Source organism: Providencia sp. wls1943, from assembly GCF_009706275.1.
In the GTDB taxonomy this organism is placed as follows: Bacteria; Pseudomonadota; Gammaproteobacteria; order Enterobacterales; family Enterobacteriaceae; genus Providencia; species Providencia zhijiangensis.
Window position 1 is genome coordinate 345,926 of the sequence record NZ_WLTU01000025.1, and the last position, 18,572, is coordinate 364,497.

The 18,572-nt window shown below is 41.4% G+C and carries 19 protein-coding genes, 1 tRNA gene, 1 rRNA gene and 1 pseudogene; 11 read left to right on the forward strand and 11 right to left on the reverse strand.

Features of this window, described 5'->3' with window-relative positions; all coding sequences use genetic code 11:
* Positions 1 to 165: 165 nt before the first annotated feature.
* Positions 166 to 783: a hypothetical protein gene (locus tag GKR48_RS15700; RefSeq protein ID WP_154628741.1), complete on the reverse strand. Its 618-nt coding sequence runs from the start codon at positions 781 to 783 to the stop codon at positions 166 to 168.
* A gap of 66 nt (positions 784 to 849) precedes the next feature.
* Positions 850 to 1,209 (reverse strand): helix-turn-helix domain-containing protein, encoded by a 360-nt coding sequence (locus tag GKR48_RS15705; protein WP_230088698.1) that lies wholly within the window; start codon positions 1,207 to 1,209, stop codon positions 850 to 852.
* 902 nt (positions 1,210 to 2,111) lie between these two features.
* Here GKR48_RS15705 and istA point away from each other — a divergent pair.
* From istA to GKR48_RS15720, 3 genes are all read left to right on the forward strand, one after another.
* The gene (istA, locus tag GKR48_RS15710) at positions 2,112 to 3,653 is read left to right on the forward strand and encodes an IS21 family transposase (RefSeq protein WP_154628743.1); all 1,542 of its coding nucleotides are present in this window, start codon (positions 2,112 to 2,114) and stop codon (positions 3,651 to 3,653) included.
* A 14-nt stretch (positions 3,654 to 3,667) separates the two neighbouring features.
* Positions 3,668 to 4,414, forward strand: a complete 747-nt coding sequence (istB, locus tag GKR48_RS15715) for an IS21-like element helper ATPase IstB (protein WP_154628744.1) — start codon at positions 3,668 to 3,670, stop codon at positions 4,412 to 4,414.
* Between the two features lie 72 nt (positions 4,415 to 4,486).
* Positions 4,487 to 5,565, forward strand: a protein-coding gene (locus tag GKR48_RS15720) for an IS3 family transposase (protein ID WP_442959388.1) whose coding sequence is annotated in 2 segments (ribosomal slippage) — positions 4,487 to 4,736 and positions 4,736 to 5,565 — 1,080 coding nt in all. Because the reading frame shifts where the segments join, the coding sequence is not laid out codon by codon here.
* Positions 5,566 to 5,617: 52 nt separating this feature from the next.
* Here GKR48_RS15720 and GKR48_RS18245 read toward each other — a convergent pair.
* The 7 genes from GKR48_RS18245 to GKR48_RS15750 form a co-directional block, all read right to left on the reverse strand.
* Positions 5,618 to 5,746: a hypothetical protein gene (locus GKR48_RS18245; RefSeq protein WP_255425050.1), complete on the reverse strand. Its 129-nt coding sequence runs from the start codon at positions 5,744 to 5,746 to the stop codon at positions 5,618 to 5,620.
* A 285-nt stretch (positions 5,747 to 6,031) separates the two neighbouring features.
* Positions 6,032 to 6,544: a hypothetical protein gene (locus GKR48_RS15725; protein WP_004915994.1), complete on the reverse strand. Its 513-nt coding sequence runs from the start codon at positions 6,542 to 6,544 to the stop codon at positions 6,032 to 6,034.
* 37 nt (positions 6,545 to 6,581) lie between these two features.
* Positions 6,582 to 7,097, reverse strand: coding sequence for a hypothetical protein (locus GKR48_RS15730; protein ID WP_154628745.1), 516 nt, complete (start codon positions 7,095 to 7,097; stop codon positions 6,582 to 6,584).
* A gap of 75 nt (positions 7,098 to 7,172) precedes the next feature.
* Entirely contained in the window at positions 7,173 to 7,589 is a 417-nt protein-coding gene (gene afaD, locus GKR48_RS15735) for an AfaD family invasin (protein ID WP_121875207.1), read from the reverse strand.
* An 8-nt stretch (positions 7,590 to 7,597) separates the two neighbouring features.
* Entirely contained in the window at positions 7,598 to 10,096 is a 2,499-nt protein-coding gene (locus GKR48_RS15740) for a fimbria/pilus outer membrane usher protein (RefSeq protein WP_154628746.1), read from the reverse strand.
* 2 nt (positions 10,097 to 10,098) lie between these two features.
* Positions 10,099 to 10,875, reverse strand: a complete 777-nt coding sequence (locus GKR48_RS15745) for a fimbria/pilus periplasmic chaperone (protein ID WP_154628747.1) — start codon at positions 10,873 to 10,875, stop codon at positions 10,099 to 10,101.
* 390 nt (positions 10,876 to 11,265) lie between these two features.
* The gene (locus tag GKR48_RS15750; RefSeq protein ID WP_230088699.1) at positions 11,266 to 11,550 is read right to left on the reverse strand and encodes a helix-turn-helix domain-containing protein; all 285 of its coding nucleotides are present in this window, start codon (positions 11,548 to 11,550) and stop codon (positions 11,266 to 11,268) included.
* A 559-nt stretch (positions 11,551 to 12,109) separates the two neighbouring features.
* On the opposite strand from GKR48_RS15750, the pseudogene GKR48_RS15755 reads away from it, so the two are divergent.
* From GKR48_RS15755 to GKR48_RS15790, 8 genes and pseudogenes are all read left to right on the forward strand, one after another.
* Positions 12,110 to 12,348, forward strand: a pseudogene (locus GKR48_RS15755) (IS6 family transposase); the annotation flags it as partial.
* Positions 12,349 to 12,578: 230 nt separating this feature from the next.
* Positions 12,579 to 13,451, forward strand: a complete 873-nt coding sequence (locus tag GKR48_RS15760; protein WP_004924756.1) for a GTPase family protein — start codon at positions 12,579 to 12,581, stop codon at positions 13,449 to 13,451.
* A 91-nt stretch (positions 13,452 to 13,542) separates the two neighbouring features.
* Positions 13,543 to 13,968: an antirestriction protein gene (locus tag GKR48_RS15765; protein WP_154628748.1), complete on the forward strand. Its 426-nt coding sequence runs from the start codon at positions 13,543 to 13,545 to the stop codon at positions 13,966 to 13,968.
* A gap of 59 nt (positions 13,969 to 14,027) precedes the next feature.
* Positions 14,028 to 14,864 (forward strand): DUF932 domain-containing protein, encoded by an 837-nt coding sequence (locus tag GKR48_RS15770; RefSeq protein ID WP_154628749.1) that lies wholly within the window; start codon positions 14,028 to 14,030, stop codon positions 14,862 to 14,864.
* A gap of 627 nt (positions 14,865 to 15,491) precedes the next feature.
* Complete coding sequence (locus tag GKR48_RS15775; protein ID WP_154628750.1) at positions 15,492 to 16,226, forward strand: outer membrane protein; 735 nt, start codon at positions 15,492 to 15,494, stop codon at positions 16,224 to 16,226.
* A 144-nt stretch (positions 16,227 to 16,370) separates the two neighbouring features.
* Positions 16,371 to 17,234, forward strand: a complete 864-nt coding sequence (locus GKR48_RS15780) for a hypothetical protein (protein WP_154628751.1) — start codon at positions 16,371 to 16,373, stop codon at positions 17,232 to 17,234.
* Positions 17,227 to 17,619, forward strand: coding sequence for a hypothetical protein (locus tag GKR48_RS15785; RefSeq protein ID WP_036967295.1), 393 nt, complete (start codon positions 17,227 to 17,229; stop codon positions 17,617 to 17,619). The genes GKR48_RS15780 and GKR48_RS15785 overlap by 8 nt, the downstream gene beginning before the upstream one ends.
* Entirely contained in the window at positions 17,616 to 17,978 is a 363-nt protein-coding gene (locus tag GKR48_RS15790) for a hypothetical protein (RefSeq protein ID WP_154628752.1), read from the forward strand. The genes GKR48_RS15785 and GKR48_RS15790 overlap by 4 nt, the downstream gene beginning before the upstream one ends.
* Positions 17,979 to 18,185: 207 nt before the next feature.
* Here the strand turns inward: GKR48_RS15790 and GKR48_RS15795 are convergent.
* Positions 18,186 to 18,262 (reverse strand) — tRNA-Asp (locus GKR48_RS15795).
* 57 nt (positions 18,263 to 18,319) lie between these two features.
* Positions 18,320 to 18,435: ribosomal RNA gene (gene rrf, locus GKR48_RS15800) — 5S ribosomal RNA — on the reverse strand.
* Between the last annotated feature and the right edge of the window lie 137 nt (positions 18,436 to 18,572).

Sequence of the window (18,572 nt, forward strand, 5' to 3'; positions counted from 1 at the left end):
CTGGCGCAGCCTGCCCACTTTCGGCAATGGTCGCCGTTGCTGAGGGGGAGGCTTCCTCTGCTGTCGTGGCCCAACTGGCGCCGGTGAAGGCCAATGACAGCCCGATAGCCCAAACACATCGATAATTATTGTTGTTTTTAGAGAGTCTGTTCACGGAAGATTTCCTTATCGGTACACGACGGTGACCGTCAATGTCCCACTAAATGCACCGGACTTCGCCGCCTGCCACTCACTCAATATCGCCTGAAAATCAAACATTCCTTTGACTGCAAAGGGAATGGGGTAGGTCACTTGCGCATGAGTGGCTGTCACGTACCCCGGCGCCCCAGCGGTGGGGAAGGTACCTTCCGCATTGAGCGGACTGACTCGAACCCGCATGTGCGTGTCGCTGCCGTCGTCATAACGTAATATCACCCCCGCTTCATCCAACTGCGTATTGCCCGCATCCCCAAAGCTCAGTGTCGCCACGGGGTATTGACGGCCGTAAGCTTCAAACGCACTGCATCCCGTCTTTCCGCCCACCACTTCCGATAACCGCAATGAAAACTGACGTACCGGCGCGGCGCGACTTTTGGGGTTAATAACCCCAAAATCAACCGTACCGGCATTGCCTGCTGCCCGACCGGATGAGTTTAGAGTCAAAATTTCCCCCACACAGGAGGAGGCCACAATGGTCGCTGTGAGTGTCGTGGTGTTCGTCACGCTGGCGAACACCCCCGCAGGTAACCCCATGCCAATGACACTCAATAAATACTGCCATCGCGCTTTACCTTGTTTGCCCATTTGTTACCTCTTTCACAATGTCATGCGCATTTAGCGCGCTAAAATGACGGCTACCCTGCAACCCATTTATAAGAAGGGGTACTCAGTAACGAGCTTTCCTTGCCCATCTTGCGATATCAGGCAAAGCGGATGAATGACCTCACGAATAAAGCTTTCCCATGACACCGCAAGCGCACGTAAAAACTGCTCTAACTGATGAAGGGTTAAGGAGGTGATACCGCGCTCATAACGGGAGATTTGTTGTTGGCTGACATTCAATAAACGCCCCAAATCTGACCCATTCAACCCCAATTCAATGCGTTTTTGTCGAATAAATAACCCTGTCGCTTCGTTGAGTTGTTTTGCTGTTATTCTTTTCTCTGGCGGATGGCAAAAATAATTTTCGGGTGAAATCGCTAAAGTTGCCTTCGTGGTTGATGTCATCATGACCTCCGAGAAACAAACACGGTTAAAAAAAATGGGCGAGCCGAGTATTGGATTTATTCACTCATCTTATTAGACGGATAAATAAAACAGTCAATTTCGCCCTCAGATAAATGCATTATTCTTAATAGCATCATAATCATCAAAAAATGATGGCAACGAGAAATAAATATAAAAATAAAAAAAGTGCGTACCAATAAAAATAAAGAGATCACTCATCGAGTGTGATAATGAAAATAAAAAAAACAAGCAAGCGAAACAGAGTTGAATATTAAATAAAAACACCCCAAAATATAATTAAGATTAAATCTTAATTATTGGTTTTTATATTCACCCTCGTTTTTACTTGATATAAATATAGACGTACCCTTTAAAAGGGAAAAGACGTTTATACCATTTGATAGGATCTGAATGATAGGTACCACCTATCAAGAGAATATTATTGATCGTCAATATAGATCAAAGAGACTTGTGAAATCATCCAAAATGCATATAACTAATTGTTTAATAGGAATAAAAAATAAATACATCGCGGAGTGAGTAATTTGGTTTTCATTTTATTTTCGATTTTGTAGTAATACGATATTCACTTGATTGAAAATAAATATTACAAATTGAAATAAAAGTGTAACTATCCCGTAAAATAATACAGCTCACTCGTAGAATTTCTTGTAAACTAAAACAAAGGAGTTTTACGATGAGCAAACGCATGTGCGTATTTTCATGAATGGAGATCACCCAATAACATCCATTGAGATCGGGTAATAACATTTGAGCAGATCGCTGAATAACATCGATGGAGATCACTTTAGGCTCATTTTGTTATTCGGTGATCTCCATCAATGTTATTAAAACTTCACAGGTGTGTTGATCTGTATCTTTTACCACTCCAGTAAAGGATACCTATGCCGACAGCTCCAATATCTATGAGAAAACTTAAAGAAATACTCAGACTTAAATATGGTGCCGGGCTCAGCCATCGTCAGATTGGCCGTAGTCTTGCGATATCCCCCTCCGTTGTATCTAGGTATGCCAACAGGGCGGCTCAGCTTGGTATTAAGCAGTGGCCATTGCCCGCAGAATGGGATAATACTGCACTAAAGCATGCGTTCCTTCAAACGCAGGTGAAAATGAAAAAACACTCCCTGCCAGACTGGGCTACGATCCATAAAGAGCTACGTAATAAATGCGTGACGCTACAACTGCTCTGGGAAGAGTACAGTGAACGCAATCCAGGCGGATTTTACAGTTATAACCATTATTGCCGGATGTACCGAGAATGGCTAAAAACCACCTCACCATCAATGCGTCAAGTCCATAAAGCGGGTGAAAAACTCTTTGTTGATTACTGTGGGCCAACCGTTGACATTACCAACCCTGATACTGGGGAAATCAGAACCGCGCAGATCATCGTGGCTGTTCTCGGTGCGTCAAGTTACACATGGGCTGAGGCCACTTGGTCTCAGAAGCTTGAGGACTGGGTTATGAGCCATGTTCGTTTCTTCCGATGGCTGGGCGGTGTTCCTGAGCTTGTTGTTCCAGACAATCTGAAAAGCGCCACGTCACGGGCCTGTAGGTATGATCCTGACGTTAATCCAACCTATCAGCAGATGCTTGAGCATTACAATGTTGCCGTGATACCAGCGCGACCACGTAAACCAAAAGATAAAGCTAAAGCAGAAGTCGGTGTTCAGGTTGTTGAACGCTGGATCATGGCCCGTATCAGGCATGAAATCTTCTACAGCCTAGCATCACTTAACCAGCGTATCAGGGAGTTACTGGAAAGGCTGAATAGCAAGGTCATGCAGAAACTAGGGTGTTCGCGAGCAGAGCTCTTCAACCAACTTGATAAACCCGCGCTGAACCCCCTTCCTGAGGCAGATTACAGCTATACTCTGGTGAAACAAGTCAGAGTCCATGCGGATTACCATGTGGAAATTGACAAACATTACTACTCGGTACCCAGTTCACTGCTGGGCTTACAGCTAGAAGCATGGATCTCGGGTGAACTGGTCAGACTGTTTAATCAGGGGCAGGAAGTAGCGACACATTCCCGAAACCGAAACTATGGCTACAGTACCCGTGAAGAGCATATGCCGGAAGCTCACCGTCAGCATGCCACCTGGACCCCGGAACGGCTTCTGGAGTGGGCCGGGCACGTTGGCAGTGAAACTTATGATTACGTCCTTCACATCCTGAGCTCACGCCCGCACCCTGAGCAAAGTTATCGGTTCTGCCTGGGGCTCCTGAACCTTCATAAAAAATACAGCAAAGCCAGACTTAACGCAGCCTGTACACGCGCGTTGAAAACTCAGGTATGGCGGCTTGCGGGAATAAAATCGATCTTGGAAAAAGGTCTGGATAAACAGCCTGTTCCTGAAAACAAACCTGACCTGCTATCAACGTTGGAACATGAAAACGTTCGCGGCAGTAAATACTACCACTGATATGGAAGCCAATAATGAACCATCTTTATGAACAACTCGCTGAACTGAAACTCACAGGCTTCCTCGATGCCCTAAAAAACCAGATCGCACAACCTGGTGCATACCTGGAGCTGGGGTTCGAAGAGCGCCTGTTATTACTGGCTTCAGAAGAACTGACCTGCCGCGAAAACAGGAAAGCAGAGCGTCTAGTGAAACAGGCGCGGTTCAGACTTAGCGCCGAGTTATCAAAACTGGATTACCGAAGCAGCAGGGGCCTAAATAAGCCCCTCATCCGTTCGCTCGGTCAGGGAAACTGGTTGAACCTTAAACAAAACCTGTTGCTGACTGGGGCGACAGGCAGTGGCAAAACCTATCTGGCCTGTGCGCTCGGCCACAATGCCTGCCGACAAGGATATAAGGTCTATTACTACCGTCTGAAGGCGCTGATGGAGCTGTGTTACCAGGGACATGCGGACGGACGCTATAGCAAACTGCTGACAAAACTGAATCACAGCGATCTGCTGATTCTGGACGACTGGGGTCTGGAGCCTCTGTCGTCAGAACAACGCAGCGATCTACTGGAAATAGTGGATCTCATGTACCAGCGAGGTTCTATCATTGTCGTGAGCCAGTTACCGGTGGAAAGCTGGTACAAGATGATCGGGGACTCAACGCATGCGGATGCCATCCTGGATCGGTTGGTTCACGGGAGCGTCAAGATAGACCTTAAAGGAGAATCAATGCGAAAAATGCAAACCTTGTTGACCGAAGGAGATCAGTGAAGTTAATGTAACAATGGTTCTGTGAAAGTGACACGAACCGATCTTCATCAATGTTACTCACCGATCTCCTTCATGGTAATACGCAGCATGACTGAAAGCCAGATTGTGGCGATTTTAAAAGAAGCCAAAGCGGGTATGCCGGTGAAAGAGATTTGTCGTAAGTACGGCATCAGTAATTCAACGTTTTATAAATGGCGCGAAAAATACGGCGGTATGGAAGCGTCAGATGTGCGCCGCTTGAAAGAGCTTGAAGAAGAGAACCGTCGACTTAAGCAGATGTATGCTGAGTTGAGTCTCAAGTCACAGATGCAAGAAGACATCATAAAAAAGCTCTAGCGCCTGTGGCAGAACGGAAAGTCTGGGCACACGAGTTACAGGTGCAGTATAACGCAAGCGTAGTGAAGTGCTGTCATGTGGTTGGTATCAGTCGTACCGCTTGCTATTACGAGCCAAAGCTGACCAATGATGACGAAATCATTGATGCCTTGAATGCTTTAATCGACAAGCATTATCGGTGGGGGTTCCCGAAGTGCTTTAAACGCCTTCGAAAGCTAGGCCACAGTTGGAACCACAAACGTGTTTATCGCGTTTATAAGGAGCTAAAACTGAACCTGCGACGCAAAGGCAAAAAGCGACTGCCCAACCGTAACCCAGAGCCGTTAGCTGCACCGAATGCATTGGGAAAATCTTGGTCAATGGACTTTATGAATGACAGCTTGCACAACAAAGTCAGGTTCCGCACATTTAACGTTATTGATGACTTTAACCGCGAAGTTTTAGGTATTGATATTGCGACCAGCATGCCGTCATTGCGTGTCATACGCTATCTTGACCAACTTGCTGAGTGGCACGGTTACCCTGAGAAAATTCGGGTTGATAATGGCAGCGAATTCACCTCGGAAGTGTTTGTAAATTGGGCAAAAGCACATGACATTATGATTGATTACATTAAACCCGGTTGCCCATATCAAAACGCATACATTGAACGATTTAACCGAACTTATCGCGATGATGTACTCAATTGCTACATTTTCAACAACCTGAACGAAGTGAAGCAAATAACCGAAGACTGGATTGAGCTATACAACAACGAACGGCCGCACGATTCACTCAATGACATGACGCCATTTGAGTACCGAAGTGCGGCATAAATATTCTACGAGATGACTGTGTTATAAATGGGGTATTTACATAGATTCTAAGTCATTTTTGCAACAAGCCCAAAAAACATGAGAAAACAATTAAAACAGGCCTTCTTTTTGTTTTTTTTAATTTTGTATCAGCAGCCATTTTTCCGGTGACAATAAAAGAAATAAAGACATTTTTTTTCATACGTTAAGCCCATGACATTCAATAAAAAGCAGATTTATATTTATGACAAAAATTTTCTCTTATTAATCTTCACATATTGATAAACCACAAATACAATCTGTTCTATTCTGTATTCTTTACCAATTGTTGAGTGAGTTTTTAATACTACAAGGTATTAAGTAAAGACCTATCACTGCATAATATTATTATTTAATTAGGCTAAAAAATAAGAATGGTGTTAGCTTAAATCACAACAATTCAAACTAACACCTTTCTAATTTAAATTAATCTATTTATATTATAGTATTAATATGCCCACACAGCTGCGTCAACAGACAATACATAAGTATCCCCCGCGACAACTGCTGTATCATGTTGTTGAACGGTGAAATTCAATTTTGATGTATCTTCATTTGTAGGAACAATCCAACCGTTGCCACCATTACTCATTTGTCCTGCCGAAGCGTCTGGTACTAACACAAAGTTAGCAATATGAGTCGGATTATTCGTTCCCTTAACTTGAATGATTGTGCTTAACTCATTTTCTGGCGTTACTGTACCAGATGCCGGAGTCCAGCGGATCGCCACTGAACTTTCTGTCGCTTCAGCTAAGCCCGTCGCAACCTGTGTACCTGCAGTTTGCGGACCAGCAACAAGATCATCACTCGCGGTTAATGTAACTGAAGCCGTTCCCCTAGCTGTAAAAATCACATCGGCCGTTGCTGTTACAACCTGAGAATCGATTTCATCTGCAATAGCTGAACCTGTTGATACAAATGCAATAATAGATGCCAATAAAGCGACTTTTAACTTTTTCATACATACTCTCTTAAATATTCAAATTAATTGTAATAACTTATAAAGCCCAAAATGCAGCATCTAATGACACAACATAAGTGTCCGCATTAATCATCTTGTGTACTACAGCTCCAATAGAATCAGTGGTCACTGATGATGGATAAATGAACCACTCTGTCTCAGATTTTGACGGAGAAGCGTCGCTCGCATAAAAGAAAGCTTCAAGTTTATTATTTGGATTATTTTTTCCAGAGAGAATAACTGCATTCTTAGTAAGGTCTGCTGACGCTGGAGTAAATGTTCCCGGTGTCCATCTAATGGCATAGTGATCGTGCCCATCTAGATTTGAAACGCTGAAGTTAGCAATAGGTTTATCAACTTGCCATAGCCCAGCTCTTAGATTGTCTACAGGGGTAATAGTGAGTTGTGGCCCTTGCCCCAACGCATAAGTCGCATTGGCTGTTCCAGTGAAGATATCACTCGCGATACCCGCTGCTAATGCCGCCTGTGAACTCATTGCGATTGCCGCAACACCTAATAATAATTTAAACCCATTGACTTTTTTCAATTTCATTTCTACTTTCCTTTATTTATATATGCACCATTCCAAAATAGAATAATGTGCGATAGGTACAAAAAAACTAAAATATTACTGACACTTCAATACAGAACCGTTTAATATAATTTCCCATGATGCAGACGATATTTTTTGTGTTCCATCAGAGACAATCTCAAAGAGTTCCGTTTTATTTTTGCTCTTTATAATGCTAATTTTATTTAATTCATCATGAATTAATTCTGGGGCACTTAAACGTATATTCAATTGCTTACCTGATGAAAATAAACGATAGCGTTGTGACCTGCCATTATTTAATGGAGCATCACTCCATATTTTAAATCCACAATAATCGCCATTATCAGAAATCTCGCCTTTCGCCAGTAACGTCCCATCGGTAATAACCCCTGATTTTAATCCATCAACAGGTCTAATATTTAAGGATAAAGCACTTGTTGCTCCCCCCCATCCTAGGAGAACGAAGGACAGGATAATTTTATTTATTTTCATCTTTTTCCTTACTGACAAATTGCGCTTAACTGATAATAAATATCATTGTTCTTCTTAGGCGGTAATTGATACTTAACTGAACATACCTCATTTTTTAATTTAATCTGTAATAGACCTTCTTCAGGAATACCCGATAAATACAAATTACCTTGTTCCCCGACAATACCATTGATCCCCAAACGATTATCAACTGTCACTAGCGTCCCAAAGGGAACGACTTTGCCATTTTTAAATTTCAAATTAAATAAAGCTTTAGCACCAATTTGGGTTATAAATTTGGCAGGGATAACCGCCCCCTCCGTTGGTACCACTTTAGTATTGGTATTTTTAACATCAATGTCCGATGAAAAACTCGCAGGGTTAAGCGTAATCGTATTTTCCTGATAAGGAATTAAATATGGCTGAATCGCATAACCTCTTCCGTCCGTTTCAATCCCAGGTAAACTACTGGCTTTAACATTTGCGGCCCCCGGTGCTTCAATGAGCGCAGCCGTCCCTTCAAATGGTTGAGACAATGTAATACCATCCCTATGTGCCACCACACTGCCACTGACACCAATCCCCGTTTGATTATAGTGATTGCTGTAGCTGTAATTGGAATTTATCTGCCCTGATGCTCCTCGCCATTGAAGATTCAACGTTCCATTATTTGAGTTTTCTGCCGAATTAGTTTTGTATTGTTGGCTTATATTCCAATTCAAGCGTTGCTCATAAGCATTACCTGATAACCCTACCGCATGGGTATCCCCACCATTGGACGGTTCCGTGTAACGATAAGATACTCGGGTACTCCCGCCGACCCATTCATCTAATGGCACACTTAGCCAAACACTGATGATATTATCATTACTAGAACGTCCATTTTCTCTCGTATATTGCGTTTTCTGCCAATTCAGTGACGCTGTTACATTTCGAATTAAAACAGAATAGCTAATATTGTAAGTATTATCGGAGCCAGAACGATCCCAATAATCATCTCGATAACCTGATGCCGAAATATTTCCCCTCTCAGCTAACCCTTGATTCAAGGTGACCGCAAAACGGCTTTTTTGTTTATAGCTAGAAGATTCATTGTTTTTCCAACCGTTTTTTGTATATGTATTTAAGGTATCTGATAATGAGTCGAACCCTTTGCTGTCATATTGGTAACTGGCTAAAGATAGCTGAGTATTACTGTCAAATTCTTTGTTGTAACGAAATTGTAAAGAATGACCATCTTGAGTGTCATGGCCCCAACGTTGGCTGTGATTTTGGGTGATATCAACCGACAAAGCACCAAAATTCCCTAACGTCTTACCAACACCTAACAACAGTGATTGGTAATGCTCCGCTAACTGTATTCCGGTAAAAACCGTCATATCCCAAGGCAAACCATAAATTGCGGTCCCTTGAGCCAACGCTTGCTTTTTTATATTGTCATCACTCGGCCGGTATTGACCTGACATGACACTATAACGAAGGTAGCCTTCCTTAACTGAAACCGCAGGTGCTTGATAGGGGATAACAAACTCCTGAGGAGCACCGTCCGTTTCCCAAACCGTCACCGTAATATCGCCCGAGGCCCCACTCACCGATAAATCATTTAACTCAAATGGACCCGGTGCCACAACACCATCATAAATGGTGTAACCATTTTGTTTCACTTCCACACGCGCTTGCGTTCGTGCAACACCTCTCACTACTGGGGAATATTGATACTGACTAGAGGGTGACATTTTATCATCCGTAGCCAGCATGCCCCCTCGAAATGGAACACTATCAAACACATCACCTGAGGTATAACGTTCGCCCAACGTTAAGCGACTCTTTAAGCTATATAATCCACGCTCCGCATATAAAGCAATATTCTCCCATTGATTGGTATCACTTTTTGTATTTTTCCATGTGGAGTTATTCCTGATACGCCAAGCACCAAGATTCAATCCCGAATTAAGTTGAACCCACGTTGAATCATTTGATTCTCGAACATTTGATTTATACGTAGTATGTGTTGTTGTAGCTTTATAATTTAAAATAAACGCCGTTATTCCCTCATTCCATAATTCAGGATTCGCTATCCCTTTTGTGGATTTCTTTAAATAAATTTGAGGAACGCTTAACTCAAGGGTCAGGGCGTTAAAATTAAAATGGGCATTAGCACCAGATAACGAGGCAATATCAAAGCATGCATCTTCCGTTTGCTCAACTTGGGATTCTGTTTCCTGAATATCAACACCATACTGCACCAGCTGAAGACTTGATAAACAGGGAACCAAGAGCGATTTTTCGTCATCCTCATCCAATTTTGAAAAACGGATATATGATGTGCCAACTTGCCGGCCATTAATCAGGACATCAACCAAGTAAGTCCCTGGCAACTGCCCTCCACCTTCAAATAAAGAGAGGTCAATAGAGTCACCATCAACCCCCTCTATTAATTTTGAATTAAATGTATATTGCTGGGCATAATTAAATGACGAAAATGATAAAATAGCTAAAGCGAATATGCTTAATTTAAATTTCATCATTACTACCCTTTTATTTTGGATTCAAACTTTCTACTTTCACCACCAAAATCGGTAATTAAATGCCATGAAACGGTACTATCACCCACAGCTTTAACGCTCACAGTGGCATCGCTATAAGGTAGGATATACCCAGAGTCAGGAAGGCTAACTTTTTTATTATTAATACTAATATCTTTAAAATTAAAAATATAAGGTGTTGGATTATGTATTTTTAAACGCTCACCCTCTTTTATCCATTCAATTGATGATGCAACATCTAGTGCTGTTTTATTAGCAATCGATTTAGGCCTAACGATTAACTTAATGCACGATTTTATTCTCATCTGAGTTAATAACGTGGCAGAGTCCAATTGTTTTGATTTTTCATCTTCGGTCACCCAATCCGAATCAATTTCTGGTGGGATACCCGTTATACATAACCAATACAATGACTCCCTATCATCAGGACCTAATTTTTCAGTATTGATTATACGTATACGATTACTTTGCTCACCATCCAATCTAAATAACGGTGGAGTGACAACAAAAGACGATTTTGTTTCTTTATCTGCTTGTAACACTTCCGACTGTACTAAAATCGGGTATGTTTGCGGATTAGTTACCGTTAAAGTTGAACCTTGAGAATTCGGCGTAAAAACAACTCTTGTTGCGCCCGTTTCCACAGAGAACTTTTGCGTTTCATGAACTAAATTAGTTGGGGATGAATTTGCTACAGATGTCTGAGTTACACACAAAGCCACCCATAACATGACAATTTTATTAACCTTTTTATGACTCATTAAACATTACCCCATTTAAAAACTAAGCAGCCTAATTTAATAGACCCGTATTTTATTAAAATACCGTTGTATAAAACGCACTCCCACTTAAAGAGTTATACAACCTTATTGATTACTACTTATCGCTGTTTCATCACTGTGTATTCATTCGCATTTGGCGGACTGCGTGAACACGCAACAAAGGCACATAAGAACACCCTCGATATCGGTTTAATTATTTAATTGTTTAATTGAAATCAGGCAAAGATAGAAAAGTGTATTTCTATAAACTTTCTTTTTCTTATTTTCGTTCCGTCATTTAAAAATAACGACCACCAACAATAGATTAAGACGTTCTATTGTTGACCTAATGACCATGCATGATTAACGATATTTAAATTAATTAGTGATTCAGGGTAAATGACGATTAAAAATGAATTCCCAATTATATTCCTCAATCACATTCCGAATAAGATCTTGCCAAGAAATACCTAGCACCATCAAATATTGATTTAATTGCGAGATTGTCAAATTGGTCACACCGGCTTCATACCGAGAAACTTGTTGCTGACTAACATGCATCAGCCGCCCCAGCTCTTTGCCTGTCAAATTCACCTTTAATCTATTTTCTCTTAAAAAAAGCCCCAGTTTTTTATTTAAATCCTGAGTGCAGTTAATTTCATTTTCAGAGCGCATACATTAACTCCATTCATTATTGGTTACTCAGTGATAACAAGGCTAAAAATTATTTAACAGCTGCGATTAATGTGAATTGAATATAAATAGACTCCGAACAATTGTAAAAACGATTATAACGATCAAACAAGTCAAATTTGATAGGTTTCAACTATCACCAAATGATAAATGATCGATTTTATCGATCAAAAGGCAACCCCCACCCCCCACAGAGAGTATTCAACCGATTGATCCACAAGTATTTTTCCCGAATGGCGCGTAATTGATTTTTTTATTGGTGAAATCTTCTAAAAATACCGTTCCCTGTATTTTGTGATAAAACGTCTTTATTTTTTTCATTTTGTTACACTTTAAATCTAACCAACCATTTTCTTAGATAAAAATAATCTTAGTTTCAACTGAATTAAAAAAAGCAAAATGAAATGTCTCCACAGAGGAATACGGGGTATTTTGACTTAAAGAACGGTTTGTCTGATAGTGTCTTAAAACGGGCTTGTTGCAAAAATGACCTAAGTGAGAAACACTCACAGTATTGATTATGTCTTATTAGAAATAGGCCATGCCATCGAATGAGCTTAAATGGAAACATTTTGCTCCCCCGATCATCATTTGGTGCTTGCGTTGGTATGGCTCTACGACATTAGGCTATGCCAACGTCAGTGATACGCTCACCGCTCAACGATTTATCGTTGATTTATTGAGTATGCCCCCATTCTCCGTAAAAAATGCAAAAAATATCAATTCATTCGATCGGTTTCCTCTTGGCAGCTCGATGAAACCTACGTCAAAGTTAACGGTATAACTTGGAACAACTGCAAATCAAAACTCTCAACAACCGGATTGAATACATGACCCAAAAATCATAATAAAAATATTAACGAAATTATCGAGGCGATGATTGATCAAATTGATCTACCACGGGATCCCATTGAAGAACTCATACTGTTAGTTAAAAAGAAAAATTTAAAATAATTTCAAATATATATTATCACCTTGAATAATGATAATTTTATTTTCAAGGAGTTTGTATGAATCAACATATTGAACTGGAGAAGGCTCTCGCAGTCTTTCCCTTTTCATTTAAAACATCATTTTTTAACCAACTCAGTCAGCTCATCAATTACTCCCCTACCATTGGTCTAATGGGTAAAACAGGGGCTGGAAAATCCAGTCTGCTAAATGCGCTGTTCCAATCCCAACTATCGCCTGTGAGTGATGTCTCCGGCTGCACACGCCAAGCGCAACGCTTCAGTATGACGATGAACAACCATACACTCACCTTTATTGATTTACCCGGTGTGGGGGAAAGCCTTGAGCGAGATAAAGAGTACCACCAGCTCTATCGCAACTTATTACCAGAACTCGATTTAATCATTTGGGTTCTCAAGGCCGATGACCGAGCATGGTCTTCTGATGAACAGTGTTATCGCTTTCTCACGAAGAAATGCGGTTACCAACCTAATCAATTTCTATTTGTCTTGAACCAAGCCGATAAAATAGAGCCTTGTCGCCAGTGGGATGAATACAAGCATCAACCATCCTCAGAGCAGACCTATAACTTAAAATTAAAGCAACAAGCCGTCATAACCGCCTTTAAGCCACATCATCCTGTGATAACAGTTTCTGCGGTCGAAAACTATCAACTCACTGAATTAGCAGAGCAACTCATACAGGCGTTACCGGCGCAAGCCAGTAGCGGGGTAGCTAGGCAACTAAACAGCGCTTACCGGACGCAATCCGTGGAGAACGCCGCACGTAACGATTTTGGGCAATGCGTCAGTGATATCGTCGATACTCTGATAGATATCCTTCCCCTGCCTGCATTAATAAAAGGAACGATGAATACAGTCAAAAATAGCATCGTATCCGTTGCTAAATCCCTGTGGAGCATATTCTTTTAGCTTCTTACATTAATACAACATTGATGACATCAAGCGCCAGTCCTTAACGGGATTGACGCTTTTTTATTTCTTTTTCTTGGAGTATCAACTGATGAATAATACAACTGAATCCGCTATTGCAATGACACTCGTCCCCAATGAACAACGCCTGGATTTTTGGCTCAACCACTTCGGGAGTGTGAAAGGCTGGACCACCTTTGAAGTGGTCATCTTTACCACTATGGGGCAGTTTTGTGATGACTACCACGGCGGGTATTGGGAATATTGTACCTTATCCAATGGTGGCGCCTTTATTTATCCCGATTTACCTCAAGAGACACTGACGCTGTTCAACCCACATAACGGTAACGAAGCCAACGTCAGTTGTGAAGCCGCAGGCATTGCCGTGTGTTTGATGATGTACAGTTTATGGTCATTTCAAACGGAAAGTGACACCCTCGTCGATCGCTTTTATCAATTGCGTGATTATGCTGCGCAACACCCAGAACGTTCCGCCATTTTCCATCTAATCGATTAACCACGTCCTTATTTACGCCTTCGTATTACCTATCCACTTAATTTTAAATGAAATTTATTATGACTCGCTTAGCATCCCGCTTTGGTGCGGCGAATAGCATTCGCCGTGACCGCCCGTTAACTCTCGAAGAGTTATTTCGCACCGTACCCAGTGTGTTCTCTGAAGAAAAGCATGAATCTCGTAGCGAAAAGTATACTTATATTCCTACGATTACCTTATTGGATAGCCTGCAAAAAGAAGGTTTTTATCCGTTCTTTGCATGCCAAACTCGTGTGCGAGATGACAGCCGTCGTGATCATACTAAGCATATGTTACGGCTCCGACGTCATGACCAAATTACGGGTAGCCAAGTGCCTGAAATCATCTTACTTAATAGCCATGATGGTTCAAGTAGTTATCAAATGTTACCGGGCTTTTTTCGCTATGTTTGTCAAAATGGGCTGGTTTGTGGCGATACCTTTGGGGAGGTCAGAGTTCCCCATAAAGGTAATGTCGTCGATAAAGTGATTGAAGGGGCTTACGAAGTGTTAGATACGTTTGATGCTATCGCTGAAAAACGTGAGCAAATGCAGTCCTTACTATTACCGCCACCAGCACAACAGATCTTCGCCCAAGCCGCTCTCATGTATCGTTATGGCGAAGAACATCAACCGATCACTGAAGCCCAAGTGTTACAACCTCGCCGCTTTGAAGATAAGAAAGACGATTTGTGGACCGTCTACCAACGTTTGCAAGAAAATTTAATTAAAGGGGGATTATCCGGCAGGAATGCTAAAGGTAAACGCGCTCGCACGCGTTCAGTGAATGGAATTGATGGGGATATTAAGCTCAATAAAGCGTTGTGGGTACTGACAGAACAAATGCATGCGCACTTTTCTGGACGCGAACAACTATAGCCACAGTATACGTTAAATAATTGGATCTTACGGTGAACGCGATGAAATTATCAGAACGGCAACTAAAAACCTTGAGTAATGTGAAACTCAATTATGGCTCACTCTGCAACAAAAGAACACTCAATTCGCTGGAGAAAAAAGGAATGATTCAATGGAATACATCAAACGATTGGGTCTTAACGGAGTTCGGTTTTCATATCTATAACATGAGTAAACGGCGTTGCTTATAAAGCGTTAGCGCTAACATAAAGACTTATCCCGTATTTTGGTGCTTGATAATATCGAGCATACCAACCTATTTAATAAAGGAGAGCATTCTTTAAACATCATTTTATTCCTGTCCATTTTGACTCACTCTCTCATCAACTCTTTTTCTTATTTAAGCACCGAAACAACAGTTGATCGATTACGCCGATCGATAACCGTTTATTGATAGATACAATCGATATTACCGATCGTATTTTAATTATTGATAGGTAAAACAGATCGATTAAGTTAAACTATCCCACGCTAAATTATCTTTATGTCAGTGATATTAAGGTGATTGAGTCAAATCTTTCATGCCTTCCACTGACATAACGCGATTCAACCATACTTAATGTGATATTGATTAAAAGGAAATCAATCATGAAAAAAGCGTTTATTGTTTCCGCCCTAATGGGGTGCATTTCATTACCGGCATTCGCTAACACGAATGACAGTAAAACGGGGCTTTATGTTACGGGAAAAATGGGCGCATCCATTGTGCAAATGTCTGGCCAGCAGTTTATCTACAGCGGCTATGCTGATGCCGGTGATAATGGTACCAAAAATGGAGATAGCCATCGTACTGGTGTATTTGGCGGTGGACTTGCGTTAGGTTATGACTTTTCCAATCAGTTTGATATCCCTGTTCGCGCTGAATTGGAGTTTATGGCGCGTGATAAAGCGAATTCAACCTACAATATCCGCGACCGTGTGCGTAATGGCGTACATCAAACTCGTGATATTAAAAACCAAATCAAACTCAATACGTTAATGGTCAATGGGTACTACGACATTAAAAATAGCTCAAATTTCACGCCGTATATCTCTGTCGGGCTAGGCTATGCGGCCGTGGATTTTAAAACCACCCGCGCTGATGCTTATACTCCAGGACTCTCTCTGCATGATACTCACACGCATACCGCCAATAACTTTGCCTGGAGTGTCGGTGCGGGGGTGAACTATGCCATCAATGACGATTGGGATATGGGGCTAAGTTATCGCTATTTAGATGCTGGAAAAGCCGACATCACGACAGCGGTAGGCGATGGGGAAAACACCTCAAAAATCAAAGTGAAGGCCAACGATATCATGCTTGGTTTAACTTACCGATTCTAATCTCTGGCATTCAGCCTTAAAGATTACCCTCAACTTACCTAGCCAACATGCCTTTTTGATGTTGGCTATTTTATTGATTAAACAAAAAAAACAACCACGGTTAAATTTTAACCACAAGAAAAATTGTAATAAAAAGAGGTAAAAATGAATTCAATTAATCATATTCGTTTAGGTGTTGAACGAATTTTTTTCATCATTAGCTTAGTGCTAGTATTCGGTTTTACAGTCATCATCGCCAATCACTATAATATCGACCCATTTATTGGTAAGCCCTTAATGTATCTACTGTATTACCTTATCGCGATGTTAGCTCCACTCTTGATTTCTCAAATATTGTTGTGGGTCATTTATGGGTTTAAGGGTATCCCTTTCCGTTTAATGCTAACGCGAAAAATTTTGGCATTCGTCTTCGCTTTCATCGCCTCTTTATGTGTTATCTACTTATTGCTCATCGGGATTATTCCTTTTATGGTTTTTGACCATGCTTTAATTTTTATACTTTATGAATACTTTTTTATTTTCCTCCTTTTCGCCTGCCTTATCGGACTGAGCGCTGGCGTTATTGTCTATATCCATACCGTTAAAAATGTATCCCATCCATTTCAATACCCGCATCCTATTTTCCGTTTAATGACATTCTTAGCGCTATACCTTGTCATTATGAATGCCTTAGCGATAGGCATTGGCAACCAAATCAATCTCAATATCATGGTGATTCTAGCGGGTACTATCGCAGGTTATGTGGGGTATTGGGGGTATGGCTTCCTACAACAATACACGGCAACGCGTTCTCGGAAACTCAGGATAACCCTGTCAACAATCATTTCCCTTGTTATCTTAGCGCTACTGGCACTCCTTAACGTTCTATTGCCTAACCGATTAAATATGTTCGGATTATTCCTGCTATTTTTTATCGAACTGGCTATTGCAATCACATTAGGTCGACTCACCTACCAGAAAAACAACCATCAGAAAGACGGTTCAACAATGAGGATAAATCATGACTAAATACGTATTTATTTTCATGGTGTTTTGCCTCAATTTTACCGCGAGCGCCTTTAACACGAATGTATTTGATACCGCCATCGATAAAAGTGGTTTTACACCAATGTGTAATAACCAAGCGATTGCCGATAAGGATTGTCGTGTTGACGATTACCTCGAGGGACGTTATGTCGTCACGAGCACAGTAAATCTGGGCGCTAAATGTGCCTTCGTAATTGCCGAAGTGATTGATAGTCAAACCAACCAACTATTTAGTACATCAACTGGCGATTGTGAAGACGGCCCTCTCGATACCTATTACCGCTTATCCCGTATTAACAAAAAAGTGTGGCTGGATGCTTACAGTCAAGGAAAACACATTGACCATGTGGAGGTTATCTTTCAATGAAAAATCGCACATTAAATAGCCTTCCTTTTGTGGGAATTATCGCAGTCGTCATATTGGGGATTTATTTCGGCAAACAACCTAAGCCAACCTATCGAGATTGTGTTGAGTTCAGCCCATCTCCTGCCAGTACGCTTCAGGTTTATGATCAACCCGATAGAGCTTCCAAGTCTATCAACTATCAACCCACATCAGGAAAAGAACAATTCTGGGTCGCTAAACGAACAGCTGATGAACAATGGGTACAACTCTACCATGCCATAACACTTTTTGATGATTTACCTGAATCAGCTAAACTCGGATGGGTTAGTACCTCGAACATAAACACATTGGGGATATTTGAGTGCATGACTAAGAATTAGCACTCATGATAAAATAATAATTGAAGGTGGGTAACCTCACCTTCATTATTGTCCATCTTAATTAGAGTTCACTATATACCTGTATTGCGTCCAATACTCACTAATGCAATTGAAGGAGAACCAAAATAAAATGGCATACTGGATGGCATACCATAATAACCTCAAAAACAAAAACGCCATGCTAATCAATAGCATGGCGTTGCAATATGGCGGAACGGACGGGACTCGAACCCGCGACCCCCTGCGTGACAGGCAGGTATTCTAACCAACTGAACTACCGCTCCACTTATTCTTTTTTGCCTTTCGGCAACTTATCGCTTCGCAATAAGCTTTAAATTAATGTCTGGCAGTTCCCTACTCTCACATGGGGAGACCCCACACTACCATCGGCGCTACGGCGTTTCACTGCTGAGTTCGGCATGGGGTCAGGTGGGACCACCGCGCTATTGCCGCCAGACAAATTCTGTTTATTCCCGTTTAGCCTTTCATTCACTAAACCAGAATATCAATCCTGAACAAGCTGTTGTGTCCGCCTCTCGGCGTCTCACACTTTATTGAATCAACGTCATCTCTCATCTCGAAAACACCTTCGGT